We start from the raw sequence: 12,422 nt of genomic DNA on the forward strand, positions 1-12,422 counted from the left end.
TTACAGGGGTAAATTATAATAAGAATTAACGGCGCCCTGCCCGGTGTAGTTGGGTCCTGCCTGATCATCCRCACCGAGATATAGAAGGCCGGTGCTAAAGACCAGTGGGCCGGTGCGACTGATGATCCGGGTGCGACTATTATACTGGATGCCCTGTTCCTTCAATAATTTCTTCAATAAAATATCCTTGGGCAGCATTATATTTTGTGCATCGAGATGAGCAACAAAATATCCGTTTGTAGTTAACGCACTACACGCCATGGCGATTACTTTTAACTTATCGCCCAGGTAATGCAACCCATGTGAACAGGTGATGAGGTCATAAGATTTATCCGGTTGCCAGTCCACTACAGACGTCACTTCGAATGTGAGTCTTACGCGGTTTTCCGCTTCCGGTGGAAAGGTATCCAGTAAATCAATTCCCTTTAATTGTACTTGTTGTTGTAATCCTTTTCGGGCTAAATCGATATAAGTTTGAACCAAGGCAAAGCCGCTGCCACAACATAAATCCAACCACGTGGCAGCACCGTTTTCCCGTATTTTTTGTTCCAGAAAACGGGCAGGAATAAATTTAAATTCCTTTTCATAGCTGTTAATACCGCTGGCATTCCGGTCGCGGTTCATACTGGAATTAGCGACTACTGCAGACCATATCAGGTCTTTTTCAGGGAGTAAAGGCATAAGTAATTTGGGTGTGTAACAAGATACGCATTGGCCTTGTAAATAGCAATCATTAGCAGCTTATTTTATTCCCAAAAACATGAAAGGACTACCGTTTATGCGGTAGTCCTTTCATTGGATTAAACATCGGATTAAACTTCAGTTGGAACGGGCATATTTACTACGGCCGCACCACGTGCAAGCTTAGCTTTTACCAGTTTACTTACACGATATACCAATAAAATACAGGGAATCGTTAGCCCTATAATTACCCAACCCAATGTATCATAATGTTCCAGCGGACTGAATTTATCTTTCTGAGATACAATCATGCCGGCAATTACGGCTGCAATACCGCCTGCTACCTGTTGCAGGGAAGAGTTGACACTCATGAATGCACCTCTGTCGGCCAGATCGGGGATACCTGTGGTCAGTGCGGTGAAAGGAATCATACGCCCCATGATACCACCCATCATCAATACGTTTAAGGTCATGATGATCCAGAGTGGTTGTGGAGTAAGATGAGTGTAGATCAGCACAATCACCATCATGTATACGGCAGCGACAGTGTAAAGTAAAAATTTATCTATCTTATCACTCAACTTGCCGAGAAGCGGCATAATGAACAGGGCGCCTACTCCCGATACCATAAATAACAAAGGTAATTGCTGTTGCGTGATATGCAGATTATTGATAGCGAAAGCACTCCCAAAGGGCATCATCATAAAACCACCAATAGACATCAGCGCAGTAGCGGTGAAGCCTATACGATAATCTCTTTTCGCCACGGTGTGCAACAGATGCTTATAGGCACTTTTGTCCCGTTGTACGGCCAGATGTGCTATAATAGGTTCCAGTTTGATACTGATCAGTAGCAACACTATCAAAGCCATGCCGGCCACCAGGAAGAAAGGTGCTTCCCAACCCCATGCATTAGCAAGATATAAGCCAATGGGAATCCCCAGTACCTGGCTGGCACCGAAGGCCATTTGTACAAAGCCCATCACACGGCCACGTTGGGAGAGGTCAAAAAGATCGGTGATAATAGCCAGAGAAATAGAACCTATCACACCACCGAATAAACCCGTTACAATCCTTGCTGCCACCATAGTGTAGTAGGTGTTGGCCAGGCCGCAACAAAGCGTACCGATAATAAAGCCTACGTAAAAAAATACCAGTAATTTTTTACGGTCAAAACGATCTGCAAAACCAGCGGTCAGCAACCCGGAGATACCGGCGCTGAAAGCATAGGCAGATACAATAAAACCAAACTGGTTAGGTTTTATACTCATAGATTTCATGAGCATATCTCCTAATGGCGACATCACCATAAAATCCAGTATGACGGTAAACTGCGTGAGTGCCAATAGGGCAACCACCAGTTTCTGATGAGACGAAAAAGTAGCTGTTTGTTTCATGTAAAGGATATTGACGGATAAAGAAAGTGATTAGTCTTCCAGCTCTGCACATTCATACGCGCTGGCATGCACCAGTGCTATGATGTTATCTGTTGCCGGTTCAGCAGCTACGACTCTGAGTACGCAATCCACATCTTCCAGGTCCACGGTCCATTTCTCGATAAACGGCTGCCGATCCAGTACCTGCGCCACTTTTGAGCGGTCTTCCACTGTTGCGATATTCGTTTTGAAAACAAGAATATGTTGTGCTGTATTCATCTTATATAAGCAAGCGCTCATTTATTAATTTGACAAAAAAAATAGCTATTTCGATAAGCCTTTTATCACGCAGTCGAATGTTTCTTTCATGATCTTTTCGGAGAACTTAAATTTACGGCCGCCAAGACTTTGACCTTCGTTATGAAATTTTATCAGGGAATAGAGTGGCGCAAATGCTACTGACCAATATACTTCCAGGGGCATGCGCTCTATTTCGCCACGGGTTACCGCATTCTCCACATAATCACCCATGTTTCGCTGAAACTCATCGGTAATAGTTTCCAACATTTTTTCCTTGTAGGCAGAGTTGCGTAGCTGGTCAAAAAAAGCGGCAGATTTATGGTTATCTAATGCATACTCCGCCCGATTTTTCCACTGACACCAAAGACCATCTTTAAATGACATTTCCGGGCTAAATCCCTTCAGCGTTGCACGGGTCATCTTAATGCCTTCTTCAATGCTGATACTGGTGAGCAGGTCTTCTTTATCTTTATAGTAGATGTAAATAGTAGCCGGAGATACACCCGCTGCTTTTGCCAGGCGATTGATCCCGAAATTCTCCAGTCCATCCTTCGCCACCATCTCAATGGCGGAATCCCGAATGGCCTGCTGTTTATTTTCATCTCTGTATCTCATCCGRCACAAATATAAGTGAGCATTTGCTCATTTAAAAATATTTTATGCTTTTTTTTGAAAAATTACCGGCTCCATACAAAATTATGTCTGTAGGGAACCGGCTTAAAAGTGAGGCTGAGTAAGCGTAAGTGGCTTTAAGTGGCTTAGTCAGCCTTACTTTTTTTTAGTGAGACAGGTCCGGCGGCGTGAGCTTTTTGGAAAGACCGCCATCTACAGTGATTTCTTCCCCGGTGGTGAACGTAGCATCAAAGGCCAGGAACAACACCGCTTTTGCGACCTCTTCTGCCCTCCCATTCCGTTTCAGGGGAGTCACCTCATCTCCAAGCTTTTCAAATGCCAGCAGATCTTCTTTTGAGGCGCCGGAAACGCCCATAGTAGGCGTGTGTATGAAACCCGGACTTACTGCATTCACCCGGATGCTGCGGGGCAACAGTTCAGCCGCAAACCCTTTTACAAATGATGCCAGCGCTGCCTTCGCGCCGGCATATACGCTCATCCCTGCATAGCCCGACTGATTGGCAATAGAAGTAGTCAATACAATAGCACCATGATCTTTGATCAAAGGCGCCAGTCGCTGTAAGGTGAAGAACGCCCCTTTGGTGTTGATGGCAAACGTTTTGTCATAGGTAGCTTCTGTTACCAGGTCAAAAGGCTCCAGCATCGAAAAACCGGCATTGATAAAAAGGAAATCAATTTGTCCCAACTTCTCTTCTACTATGCGTTTCAGCGCGTCAATGTCATGCAGACTACTGGTATCGGATTTCACGATGTGTACTGCCGGACCCAACTCCAGCTGCGCGGCTTCGAAGTTCTTTGGATTGTTACCTGTGAGCAATACTTCTGCTCCTCCTGCTATCAGCATTTTCACTGTAGCCATTCCCATTCCATGTGTACCGCCTGTCACTACTACCTTTTTCCCGGTATAATTGGTTGTCGTCATATACTTGTTTTTTTGATAAATAATACCGCAAAGTGACGCAGWTCCGGGGAACAGAACAATAACGGATATTATCTTCCTATACGGAAAATTTTATCCCTATGCCCACTATTCACGGAATAAGGATAATTTTGTCCTTATTAAAAAGCAGATAGGTATGTATGAAAAAAAAATCCCAAAAAGTTTTGCATGTGGCATGGCGATTATCATGGAAATTATTGGTGGCAAGTGGAAATCTTACCTGGTGTATCTTATTAACAAAGGCGTAAAAAGACCCAGTGAACTGCAGCGTGCCATGCCCAGCGCCAGCAGACGGGTATTGGATTTGCAGCTGCGGGAATTGGAATTCCATGGTATTGTTCAGCGTACTATATTTCATGAATTACCGCCTAAAGTAGAATATTCACTCACCGCGTTTGGCGAATCTTTATTACCGGTAGTAGATGCGATGGATAAATGGGGAGAGGATTACCAGGATGTTTTTGAACAGCTCATGGCGAAGAAACTGGAGGCTACAGCGGTATAATAGCAGCATAGCATTACCACCATGTTTCATTCTTAAAAAATGCCTGTGGTGTTTGCCCTGTAAATGCTTTAAAGTCTTTAATAAAATGCGCCTGATCAAAATACCCGGCATTATAAGCGGCTTCCGTCAAACTCTCTGCTTCAGAATAATGGTCCAGCAGATGTCTTAATCTCACAATGGCTGAAAACTGCTTGGGTGTACTGCCTACGCTACGCCGGAACCTTTTTTCAAATGCATCCTGGCTGATGAATAAGTCCGCCGCCAGCGACTTTATCTTTATATTTCCGTTGGTATCTTTCATCTGCTGTACAGCATGACTCACCAGCAAATCAGGCGATTGTGTTCTTAATTCGGCTAACAGGAACGCCTCTACGATTGCTATCCGTTGCTGATCATCTGTGGCTTCACTCAAGCGCTCCTCCACTTCCCTGATTTTATGCACACGAATCACATCATCCAGTGGTTGTTGTGCTTCAAACAATTCGTGTAATGGCGTTTTAAAAAAAGCAGTAGCGCCACCTTCCTGGAATACCACCAACAGATTAGCCGTATTGGGTTCATATTTCAGCAGACGAGCCGATTTTCTAAGTCCGCTTAACGCTGCTTCCGGCAGTTGATTCGTCAACGTTTGGGTGATATGGCTCACGGCACCTTTCACCCGGAAACTCATGACAACAGACGTATCCGGTAATGTTGTATTCTCCATCCCTTCGCTGCTTTCAATAAGAAGAAAAGCTTTGACAAAAGGCCGGAGAACAGCAATCGGAAGATGACGTTCCATTTTCATATCACACGAGATTTCGCCTGTGAAGATAAACAAAATTTAGCCTTACAGTCAGCTGCATTATTTCCATTGGCTGCCCGCCTGCGGTGTGAAAATAATGCAGCTGACTGTAAGACTAAAGCTTGTTAACTATCGCATGGCTTTTATCAATGCGCCCAATTGCTCCTCTCCATATCCTGCCTTTATTCCTTTGTTCATCAACTGCTGGAGGAAGTTGGGCACCTCCGAAGTGATACCCGCTTCCTGTGCCTGTTTTATCATTAAATCCATCGATACGATACAGGTTTTCAGGGCGCTTTGAGGATGGCCATAATCGTTGTTGGTGATTACAACTCCTTCATGTCTTACCATTTCTCCCAACACAGGCGCGATCAGGTTGATCATATTACCCAATTCATTCACAGGCAGTTTCTCCGATTCAAAAATCCTGGCGCCCTGCAGGAAGCCGGCGATCAATCCGAACAAACTGGATAGTATGGACAGATCCCATGCTGCTGCAGCTCCCACAGCGTCTCCCATATACATACTGTTTCCGCCCAGCACTTTGAGTATCGCTTCTCCACGTTCATAGGCGACCTTACTTCCTGCTATAAAAATGGGGGTATCTGCTTTACCTATTTGTCTTGGTGTAGCCAGCAAAGCACCATCCAGATAATCGGCGCCATGAGAAACAGCCCACGTTTCCGCATTCCTGGCATCCTGCGGTGTGCCGGTGGTGAGTTCCAGCAGTAGCCGGCCACGCAGGTTTGCTCCGACTGTTTCCAGCACGCTGCGGGTGACCTCATAACTATTCAAACAGGTGATAACAACGGGGCTTGCCTGCACGGCTGCTGCTGCATCCGCGGCAAATACCGCCCCATCCTGCAGCAGGGACGCTGCTTTTTCCGCTGTACGATTCCATGCCGTTACCTTATATCCATTATCCAGTAAGGTACGTGCCAATACAAATCCCATGGGGCCCAAACCTATCACAGAGACGTTTTTATCTACGTTCATAGTATTCATTTTAAATGTTTACAATGACGCAAATCTCACCACAATAGCGGCCGCTAACAATATGGGAAAAAAGATTCGGGCATGGAAAAATTTTTCACTATCCTACTGTGGCGACTTTGCGGGGAGGCAGTCTGCCCAGGGATATCTGCTTCTTTAAAAAAGCTATCTTCATCACAAATATCAACGCATGTACGAGAAAAAAATACCAGAGAACCTGGACTGTGGCATCAGTGTATGTATGAAAGTAATGGGAGGTAAATGGAAAGCCTGGATCATTGAATCTATCCACGATGGCATCAGGCGGCCCAGTGAAATTCACCGGCAAATGGAAACTGAAGGCGCCAGTTTGCGCGTCATTACTATGCACCTGAAGGAGCTGGAAGACCTGGGCGTACTCTATAAAAAGATATATCCCGGTACGCCGTTAAAAGTAGAATACTATCTCACAGAAGTAGGTATGAGTACGCTGCCGCTGATCAATGCCATGTCGCAATGGGGCAAAGAAAAGAAACCCTACCTGATCGCGGGCGCACGTACTGCTTATCTGGCGGCTAATTAAAACACGATCGCTTATAATTTCGTTAGCCGCACAGGTTATTGATGGCTGCGTACTGCAGCAGCATAATGGTTTTCCCATCCTTTATTTCCCCTGTCCGGATCATATCCATAGCTGTTGTAAAGGGTAATTCCAGTACTTCAATGTTCTCCTGCTCTTCTTCTAGTCCGCCGCCGGCATGTACCTGCTGGTCTTTGGAATAGGCGGCCGCGAAAAAATATAATATCTCAGTTACAGAGCCCGGTGACATATACGCTTCAAATACCTTGCGCACATCAGTTATATTATAACCCGTTTCCTCCATGGTTTCCCGGCGTATACATGCTTCCGGATTATCCTGGTCCAGCAACCCTGCACAACACTCTATCATCATACCAGTGTCGTTGCCATTTATATAAGTAGGCATGCGGAACTGCCGGGTGAGTATTACGGTTTTATTTTCTTTATTATATAATAAGATGGTAGCCCCATTACCCCTGTCGTATGCTTCGCGCTCCTGCCGTACTACTATCCCATCATTTCCCTTCGCTTCATAGCTGATCTTTTTCAGTACATACCAGTTGTCAGACAGGATTGTTGTTTCGAGGATCTTTATCTCTTTCATATTAAATTGATCGTTTTTGATCGTTTTTGTTTATTTTTGATCAAGTTAAAGATTTAAAATGAATTTCCAGTTAAGAAAGCAAAAAATTCTGGCGCAACTATCCGCACAGGGCGAGGTAGATACCAAAGCCCTGGCGCAATCGCTGGGTATTTCGGAGATCACCATCCGCAGAGACCTGAACCAGCTATCGGATCATGGCCTGCTCTATCGTACCCATGGCGGCGCTATCCCCGTAACACAGCCGGAAATGCCACACCGGTTTATTAATAAGGCTGCTGTCAACCAGGCCGCGAAAGATAAAATCTGCAGCAAAGCTGCTGCACAAATCAATGATGGCGATATTATCTTCATGGACTGTGGTAGCACCGTTTTCCGCTTATGCCAGTTCATTAAAGGCAAAAGGATCAAAGTCATCACCAACTCCATGCCTGTAATCAGCGAGCTGCAAAACAGCCAGGTATCCCTGAACATCATTGGCGGCGAATATGATGCAGAGCGACAAGCCATTCATGGCAGCATGGCCATAGAACATATCCAAAGATACCAGGCAGGTAAAGCTTTTATTGGTGTAGATGGCATATCCGCGCAGGGATTATTTGCGCACAGCGAAAAGGAAGCAGCTATTGCCCTCGCATTGGCCGCACAAAGCACACAAACCTACCTGCTATGTGACGCCGGTAAAATAGATAAGCCTTCCTACTTAAGGTTTGCCCCACTGGAAATGGTGTACGCCATTGTAACGGATGCTGATCCGGCGGAGTTGAAATATTGTAAGAAGAAAGGTGTGAAAGTAATGGGTGTGTAGGACGCGTTTAAAAATGGATGAACCGCTAAAAAAAATAAATACATGCAGGAGCTACTACGAAAACATATAGAAAAAATAGTCCCGCTCACAGATGAGGAATTTGCGTTTGTAGCGGCTCATTTCACCATTGAAAAATATAAAAAAAGAGATTTTCTTATACAGGAAGGTGAAAGCGTAAAGTATACTTATTTTGTAGTCTCGGGCCTGTTAATGCTCATATATAACGACGATTCGGGGAAGCAGCATATTGTTTCATTTGCCATGGAAGACTGGTGGGAAACTGATTTCCTCGCTTTTTACACCCAAACTAAAGCCACTATGTCTTTACAATGCCTGGAAGACACCGACGTGTTCTGTCTTTCGCTACCAGACTATCAAAACTTATGTGCAGGTCTCCAAAAGATGGAGCATTTTTTTCTTAAAAAAGCAAACGGTGGCCATATTGGATCACAGCAACGCATTTTGTCTTTCCTGACCTCCAATGCAAAAGAACGTTACGAACAACTTCTGAAACGATATCCTTCCCTGTCTCAAAGAGTACCTAAAACACTTCTGGCTTCCTACCTGGGCATTTCGCGTGAAACCCTCAGCCGAATTTGGCGTTCGGCTTAACGTTGTTTCCATCGGTTTGTAATTGTGATATTTGTCACACAAAAGATGCCCTATTATGCCTCACCTTTGCCATGTACAATTTATTAATTGTTGTCTCTGCAGTGGCACAAACAAAAAAGCAAACCAATGGAAAAAAAAGTAATTAATCCGTGGAAATGGCAGGATGAGCGTAGCTATGTGCAGGCTGTTGAAGTAAAACAAACAACAGGTACCCTCTATTGTGCAGGACAGGCGGCAGTACACCCAGACGGGCGTTCCAGTACCGATGACATGCAAACCCAGTTAACACTGGCCCTGCAAAACCTGGAACAGGTGATCAGCGAAGCCGGGTACGAATGCAGCGGCATCGTGCGGTTAAACGTCTATACCACTTCATCAGCAGAATTTTTTACCTGCTTTGATCTTTTTCAGGATTGGATAGCAAAGCATAGTGTTAAACAGGCGCTTACGTTGTTCGAAGTGAAAAGTCTTTTTGAAACATTAAAAGTTGAATTTGAAGCGACTGTTGTGAAATAATTATTAAACGTATTAGAAGACAAAGGCCTGGTATTGTACCAGGCCTTTGGTATTTTTTGAACTAGAATACGCTAAGAAAAAAGACATGAAGGTGATTGCTGCATAGGAATACAAGTAGTATATTGCAACATATCCCTATATACTGATGACAATTGCAACACAAGAACTCCTTTCCCGAAAAGAAACGCTGGAAACACGACTCAAAAAGTTCATGATAGATATTGAAGTTACCCATCTTCCTTACCTGGATTATTCACACGAAGAATTTGCCACTGCAAACGAAGCAGGTAAACGGATGATCATTCTTTATGCTGTCGTGTACGTTGCCCAATCCGGCGCTCACGAAACGCAGAATGCCGCCAAGCTTATGAGCTGGCTCAAAGAAATAAACTTATGGGAAGATGTAAGCCAGAATGAAAAAGAGCTTTTTGAGGGAAGTTTAGCCGATGATCCAGACAGGTTATCTAAATTTTCCTGGAGAATAGAAGCTGCCTATATACTTGCCTGGGCTCTTGGAATCGTAAAAGAAAAGCCATCGCCAACTGGAGAACTTTCCCATGAGGAAGTAGATAGTTTTATGAATGCTGTTCCCAGATTACTAAAAGATCCTACTGCTTTTTTGAATGGTCTGGTACTGATTGATAAAACGGACATATACCTGGAGAATATTTTCAACGAACTCGGCACCGCCCATCTCCGGGATTTATATTTCAGTGGAAAAGAGAATATTGCCAAACTACATAGCACGGCTATATTGGAAAGACATAGAGCACTTAACTGGTTACGAAGATTTTCGAGCATTACAGACTGGGATGATACAGATACTTCCACCTGAGATAATGCTTTCACTATATAACAGCAATACCTGGATACCGGTCCGACACCATCTTTTTAAACACATTAAAATCAGCACTCTCGTACCGGTACTCCTCTTTATAGTTGTCCTTATCCATCACATCATTTCCATCAAAAAGAAAAGCGTACAACTTAAACAATTCATCCCTGTAACTCATTGGTGAAACTTATTTAATGCCCGGTGACATTAGTATGGGCTGTGTGCAAGGCATCTTTGAGCCAAATGAATATTACATCTTCTCTGTTCAAAAGACTGTACATAAACTTAACAATCATCAAGAGACACACCACCTTAGCTGGCAGCAATTAAAATTAAGTATACAACTGGAAAATGGATACTTTCTTCATCCTGCAGGAGGTTGCGTGATCAACGACCTGGAAGCGCTACCGGATGAACCCATCTCCATCGATATCATGGGACTTGATCACTACATTATCACCGATTATTTCTATTCCAATATCCGCCCCAATGCCGCTTTATAATCCGGGTTCTCCGTCATCCCGTTATGTCCCTGCCCGTGTAGCGTTATGAGCGTATCCGCAGGCTTCAAACAAGCTTTCAGCTTCACTGCAGATGACTCATAATAAATCACCTCATCCTGATCTCCATGAAAAATAGTGATCGGTGCAGTAGTAGCCTGTACATATTTGTAAGTAGAAAAAGGATATTTTAAGATAAAAGAAGGTAGAAAAGGATACTGATGGTTCGCCATATCCGTCATGCTGTAATAAGGTGCCTGCAATATAAGTCGTTGTGGATGGTTTGCAGCCGCCAGTTTCGCAGCAGTGCCGGTACCAACAGAATAGCCCAGGATGGTAATTTTATTTTCCGGGTAAATTCTCTTCATACTATCATATACTGTCTGTGCATCTTCATAAAACTGTGTTTCACTTTTAATGTTGCCGCCGCTTTTTCCATAGCCCCGGTAATCAAAAATAAACACGTCATATCGTAAACGTGTATACGTAGCCGCTACTTCTCCCCAGGTATCGAGGGCGCCGGCATTGCCATGCAGATAAAAAATCAATCCTTTGGCGGAATCTCTTTTAAACAACAACCCATGCAGCAAAATGCCGTCATTCATACGGATCTGCTGCTCTTCAAAAGGCTGATGAAAGTGAAAGCTATAGTCTGCCGGTAACTTCTTAGGAAAAAAAAGTAAATGCTCCTGGATGAAGTATACAAGTATGCACACCGCTACATAGAGCAATAATAATATACCGGCTATTTTCCAGATGATCTTCATCGTACTAATATACACAACAAAGCCGTTCCAACAGAGTGGAACGGCCTTATTATTAACAAACTATTTTATAAACTTCCTATCAATGCGGTATTGCTATAATCACACTGACTGCAACCATCTACAGTACCCAATGCGCCATCGGTGCCTCTGCAGGAAGTGTAGTTCCAGTAAGCGCGGTCGCGATAAAGCGGACCACTACCAGGGCTTCCCCAGCTACCGTTGAAATTGAACTGGGTAATATTACATGACATCTCCACCAGGTTGTTACCGGTAATGGCTTCATCTTTAGTACCATTAGGATTCCGGTAATCGCCCCAGTAGCTGCAGGAATAACCGGGGAAGCTGATCGTATTTCTGAAATGATAGCTGCCGTGGGCAATCTTGCCTACAAATACCTGTATCTGGTTATTTGATATTACATTAGATGCTTTCTTGGTATACCAACCGGCATGTTGAAAATAAGTAACCGTGATTGCCTGCTGGGTAGACCGGTTAAATTGGACCACTACATGCTCCAGGTCATAATCATGACCACCCAAGTTACTAAAGCAATTCTCCTGACGCTTATACAGCCACCAGTAATCCACAAATATTCTGTTGGCGTCATTGGGACTTACCTGTACTTCATAGTAAGTTGGAAATAGCAAACTACGGGGCGGGGTGTTATTGGTCAGCACCAGTGTACCACCGCAAACGATGCTCGCCGGACTGGTACTAATCCACACATCTTCTACAGAGGTAGGATAATCAGGCGCCGCCTGGTCGAATTTTAATAACGGTGCAAACTGTACGGCCCATGCGCTGGCATTGGCACCGGTAATTTTATTGCTGCTTTCATTACAGTTACAAGCCAGCGCAGAAGTAGCAGCAGCTGACACCTGCAATGGCTTACCGGTTAGGGAATCCAGGTCACCATTGGCCTGTTTACTACATTGTGTAAATAAGAGCGCAATGCTGCCGCTCAATAAAAACAGGAGGAGTTTTTTCATGTGAGGTGAATTTTAAAGTAACA

18 protein-coding genes are annotated in these 12,422 nt (G+C 44.2%); 7 read left to right on the forward strand and 11 right to left on the reverse strand.

All coding sequences use genetic code 11. From position 1 onward, the window contains the following. The 5 genes from AC1DP6_RS12765 to AC1DP6_RS12785 all read right to left on the reverse strand — a co-directional run bounded on the left by AC1DP6_RS12765 (position 1) and on the right by AC1DP6_RS12785 (position 3,912). A complete protein-coding gene (locus tag AC1DP6_RS12765) occupies positions 1–681 on the reverse strand; it encodes a class I SAM-dependent methyltransferase (protein ID WP_477055167.1) in 681 nt (226 codons plus the stop codon). Between the two features lie 131 nt (positions 682–812). Further along, on the reverse strand, positions 813–2,078 hold the full coding sequence (locus tag AC1DP6_RS12770) for an MFS transporter (protein WP_477055168.1): 1,266 nt from the start codon (positions 2,076–2,078) through the stop codon (positions 813–815). 30 nt (positions 2,079–2,108) lie between these two features. Further along, the gene (locus AC1DP6_RS12775; protein ID WP_477025447.1) at positions 2,109–2,357 is read right to left on the reverse strand and encodes a hypothetical protein; all 249 of its coding nucleotides are present in this window, start codon (positions 2,355–2,357) and stop codon (positions 2,109–2,111) included. Positions 2,358–2,381: 24 nt separating this feature from the next. Beyond that, positions 2,382–2,972 (reverse strand): TetR/AcrR family transcriptional regulator, encoded by a 591-nt coding sequence (locus AC1DP6_RS12780; protein ID WP_477055169.1) that lies wholly within the window; start codon positions 2,970–2,972, stop codon positions 2,382–2,384. A gap of 163 nt (positions 2,973–3,135) precedes the next feature. Then, positions 3,136–3,912, reverse strand: coding sequence for an SDR family oxidoreductase (locus AC1DP6_RS12785; RefSeq protein WP_477055170.1), 777 nt, complete (start codon positions 3,910–3,912; stop codon positions 3,136–3,138). Between the two features lie 154 nt (positions 3,913–4,066). Here AC1DP6_RS12785 and AC1DP6_RS12790 point away from each other — a divergent pair, with 154 nt between their 5' ends. Beyond that, entirely contained in the window at positions 4,067–4,435 is a 369-nt protein-coding gene (locus AC1DP6_RS12790) for a winged helix-turn-helix transcriptional regulator (RefSeq protein WP_441574333.1), read from the forward strand. 13 nt (positions 4,436–4,448) lie between these two features. On the opposite strand, the gene AC1DP6_RS12795 is transcribed toward AC1DP6_RS12790, so the two are convergent. Both AC1DP6_RS12795 and AC1DP6_RS12800 read right to left on the reverse strand, forming a co-directional pair. After that, positions 4,449–5,222 (reverse strand): AraC family transcriptional regulator, encoded by a 774-nt coding sequence (locus AC1DP6_RS12795; RefSeq protein ID WP_477055171.1) that lies wholly within the window; start codon positions 5,220–5,222, stop codon positions 4,449–4,451. Positions 5,223–5,348: 126 nt separating this feature from the next. Further along, complete coding sequence (locus AC1DP6_RS12800; protein WP_477055172.1) at positions 5,349–6,215, reverse strand: NAD(P)-dependent oxidoreductase; 867 nt, start codon at positions 6,213–6,215, stop codon at positions 5,349–5,351. Between the two features lie 187 nt (positions 6,216–6,402). On the opposite strand from AC1DP6_RS12800, the gene AC1DP6_RS12805 reads away from it, so the two are divergent. Next, a complete protein-coding gene (locus AC1DP6_RS12805) occupies positions 6,403–6,774 on the forward strand; it encodes a winged helix-turn-helix transcriptional regulator (RefSeq protein ID WP_477055173.1) in 372 nt (123 codons plus the stop codon). A gap of 22 nt (positions 6,775–6,796) precedes the next feature. Here AC1DP6_RS12805 and nudK read toward each other — a convergent pair whose 3' ends face one another. Further along, on the reverse strand, positions 6,797–7,375 hold the full coding sequence (gene nudK / locus AC1DP6_RS12810; RefSeq protein ID WP_477055174.1) for a GDP-mannose pyrophosphatase NudK: 579 nt from the start codon (positions 7,373–7,375) through the stop codon (positions 6,797–6,799). A 58-nt stretch (positions 7,376–7,433) separates the two neighbouring features. Between nudK and AC1DP6_RS12815 the strand changes: the two genes are divergently transcribed. The 4 genes from AC1DP6_RS12815 (at position 7,434) to AC1DP6_RS12830 (ending at position 10,143) form a co-directional block, all read left to right on the forward strand. Then, positions 7,434–8,180, forward strand: a complete 747-nt coding sequence (locus AC1DP6_RS12815; RefSeq protein ID WP_477055175.1) for a DeoR/GlpR family DNA-binding transcription regulator — start codon at positions 7,434–7,436, stop codon at positions 8,178–8,180. Positions 8,181–8,222: 42 nt separating this feature from the next. Continuing rightward, on the forward strand, positions 8,223–8,792 hold the full coding sequence (locus tag AC1DP6_RS12820) for a Crp/Fnr family transcriptional regulator (protein WP_477055176.1): 570 nt from the start codon (positions 8,223–8,225) through the stop codon (positions 8,790–8,792). Positions 8,793–8,918: 126 nt separating this feature from the next. Then, positions 8,919–9,308: a RidA family protein gene (locus AC1DP6_RS12825; RefSeq protein ID WP_477055177.1), complete on the forward strand. Its 390-nt coding sequence runs from the start codon at positions 8,919–8,921 to the stop codon at positions 9,306–9,308. Positions 9,309–9,453: 145 nt separating this feature from the next. After that, positions 9,454–10,143, forward strand: coding sequence for a DUF4272 domain-containing protein (locus AC1DP6_RS12830; RefSeq protein WP_477055178.1), 690 nt, complete (start codon positions 9,454–9,456; stop codon positions 10,141–10,143). 13 nt (positions 10,144–10,156) lie between these two features. Here the strand turns inward: AC1DP6_RS12830 and AC1DP6_RS12835 are convergent, their stop codons facing one another. Continuing rightward, positions 10,157–10,321 (reverse strand): hypothetical protein, encoded by a 165-nt coding sequence (locus tag AC1DP6_RS12835; protein WP_477055179.1) that lies wholly within the window; start codon positions 10,319–10,321, stop codon positions 10,157–10,159. Between the two features lie 16 nt (positions 10,322–10,337). On the opposite strand from AC1DP6_RS12835, the gene AC1DP6_RS12840 reads away from it, so the two are divergent. Beyond that, a complete protein-coding gene (locus AC1DP6_RS12840; protein WP_477055180.1) occupies positions 10,338–10,646 on the forward strand; it encodes a hypothetical protein in 309 nt (102 codons plus the stop codon). Here the strand turns inward: AC1DP6_RS12840 and AC1DP6_RS12845 are convergent. Both AC1DP6_RS12845 and AC1DP6_RS12850 read right to left on the reverse strand, forming a co-directional pair. Then, complete coding sequence (locus tag AC1DP6_RS12845; protein ID WP_477055181.1) at positions 10,613–11,410, reverse strand: alpha/beta hydrolase; 798 nt, start codon at positions 11,408–11,410, stop codon at positions 10,613–10,615. The genes AC1DP6_RS12840 and AC1DP6_RS12845 overlap by 34 nt on opposite strands. A gap of 65 nt (positions 11,411–11,475) precedes the next feature. Next, positions 11,476–12,399: a hypothetical protein gene (locus tag AC1DP6_RS12850; RefSeq protein ID WP_477055182.1), complete on the reverse strand. Its 924-nt coding sequence runs from the start codon at positions 12,397–12,399 to the stop codon at positions 11,476–11,478. Positions 12,400–12,422: the final 23 nt, after the last annotated feature.

This window comes from Chitinophaga sp. 01L420 (assembly GCF_056399985.1).

Coding starts and splice junctions, on each gene's coding strand:
- AC1DP6_RS12770 (WP_477055168.1), bottom strand. CDS start 2,078: ATGAAACAAACAGCTACTTTTTCGTCTCATCAGAAACTGGTGGTTGCC.
- AC1DP6_RS12775 (WP_477025447.1), bottom strand. CDS start 2,357: ATGAGCGCTTGCTTATATAAGATGAATACAGCACAACATATTCTTGTT.
- AC1DP6_RS12780 (WP_477055169.1), bottom strand. CDS start 2,972: ATGAGATACAGAGATGAAAATAAACAGCAGGCCATTCGGGATTCCGCC.
- AC1DP6_RS12785 (WP_477055170.1), bottom strand. CDS start 3,912: ATGACGACAACCAATTATACCGGGAAAAAGGTAGTAGTGACAGGCGGT.
- AC1DP6_RS12790 (WP_441574333.1), top strand. CDS start 4,067: ATGTATGAAAAAAAAATCCCAAAAAGTTTTGCATGTGGCATGGCGATT.
- AC1DP6_RS12795 (WP_477055171.1), bottom strand. CDS start 5,222: ATGAAAATGGAACGTCATCTTCCGATTGCTGTTCTCCGGCCTTTTGTC.
- AC1DP6_RS12800 (WP_477055172.1), bottom strand. CDS start 6,215: ATGAACGTAGATAAAAACGTCTCTGTGATAGGTTTGGGCCCCATGGGA.
- AC1DP6_RS12805 (WP_477055173.1), top strand. CDS start 6,403: ATGTACGAGAAAAAAATACCAGAGAACCTGGACTGTGGCATCAGTGTA.
- nudK (WP_477055174.1), bottom strand. CDS start 7,375: ATGAAAGAGATAAAGATCCTCGAAACAACAATCCTGTCTGACAACTGG.
- AC1DP6_RS12815 (WP_477055175.1), top strand. CDS start 7,434: ATGAATTTCCAGTTAAGAAAGCAAAAAATTCTGGCGCAACTATCCGCA.
- AC1DP6_RS12820 (WP_477055176.1), top strand. CDS start 8,223: ATGCAGGAGCTACTACGAAAACATATAGAAAAAATAGTCCCGCTCACA.
- AC1DP6_RS12825 (WP_477055177.1), top strand. CDS start 8,919: ATGGAAAAAAAAGTAATTAATCCGTGGAAATGGCAGGATGAGCGTAGC.
- AC1DP6_RS12830 (WP_477055178.1), top strand. CDS start 9,454: ATGACAATTGCAACACAAGAACTCCTTTCCCGAAAAGAAACGCTGGAA.
- AC1DP6_RS12835 (WP_477055179.1), bottom strand. CDS start 10,321: ATGAGTTACAGGGATGAATTGTTTAAGTTGTACGCTTTTCTTTTTGAT.
- AC1DP6_RS12840 (WP_477055180.1), top strand. CDS start 10,338: ATGCCCGGTGACATTAGTATGGGCTGTGTGCAAGGCATCTTTGAGCCA.
- AC1DP6_RS12845 (WP_477055181.1), bottom strand. CDS start 11,410: ATGAAGATCATCTGGAAAATAGCCGGTATATTATTATTGCTCTATGTA.
- AC1DP6_RS12850 (WP_477055182.1), bottom strand. CDS start 12,399: ATGAAAAAACTCCTCCTGTTTTTATTGAGCGGCAGCATTGCGCTCTTA.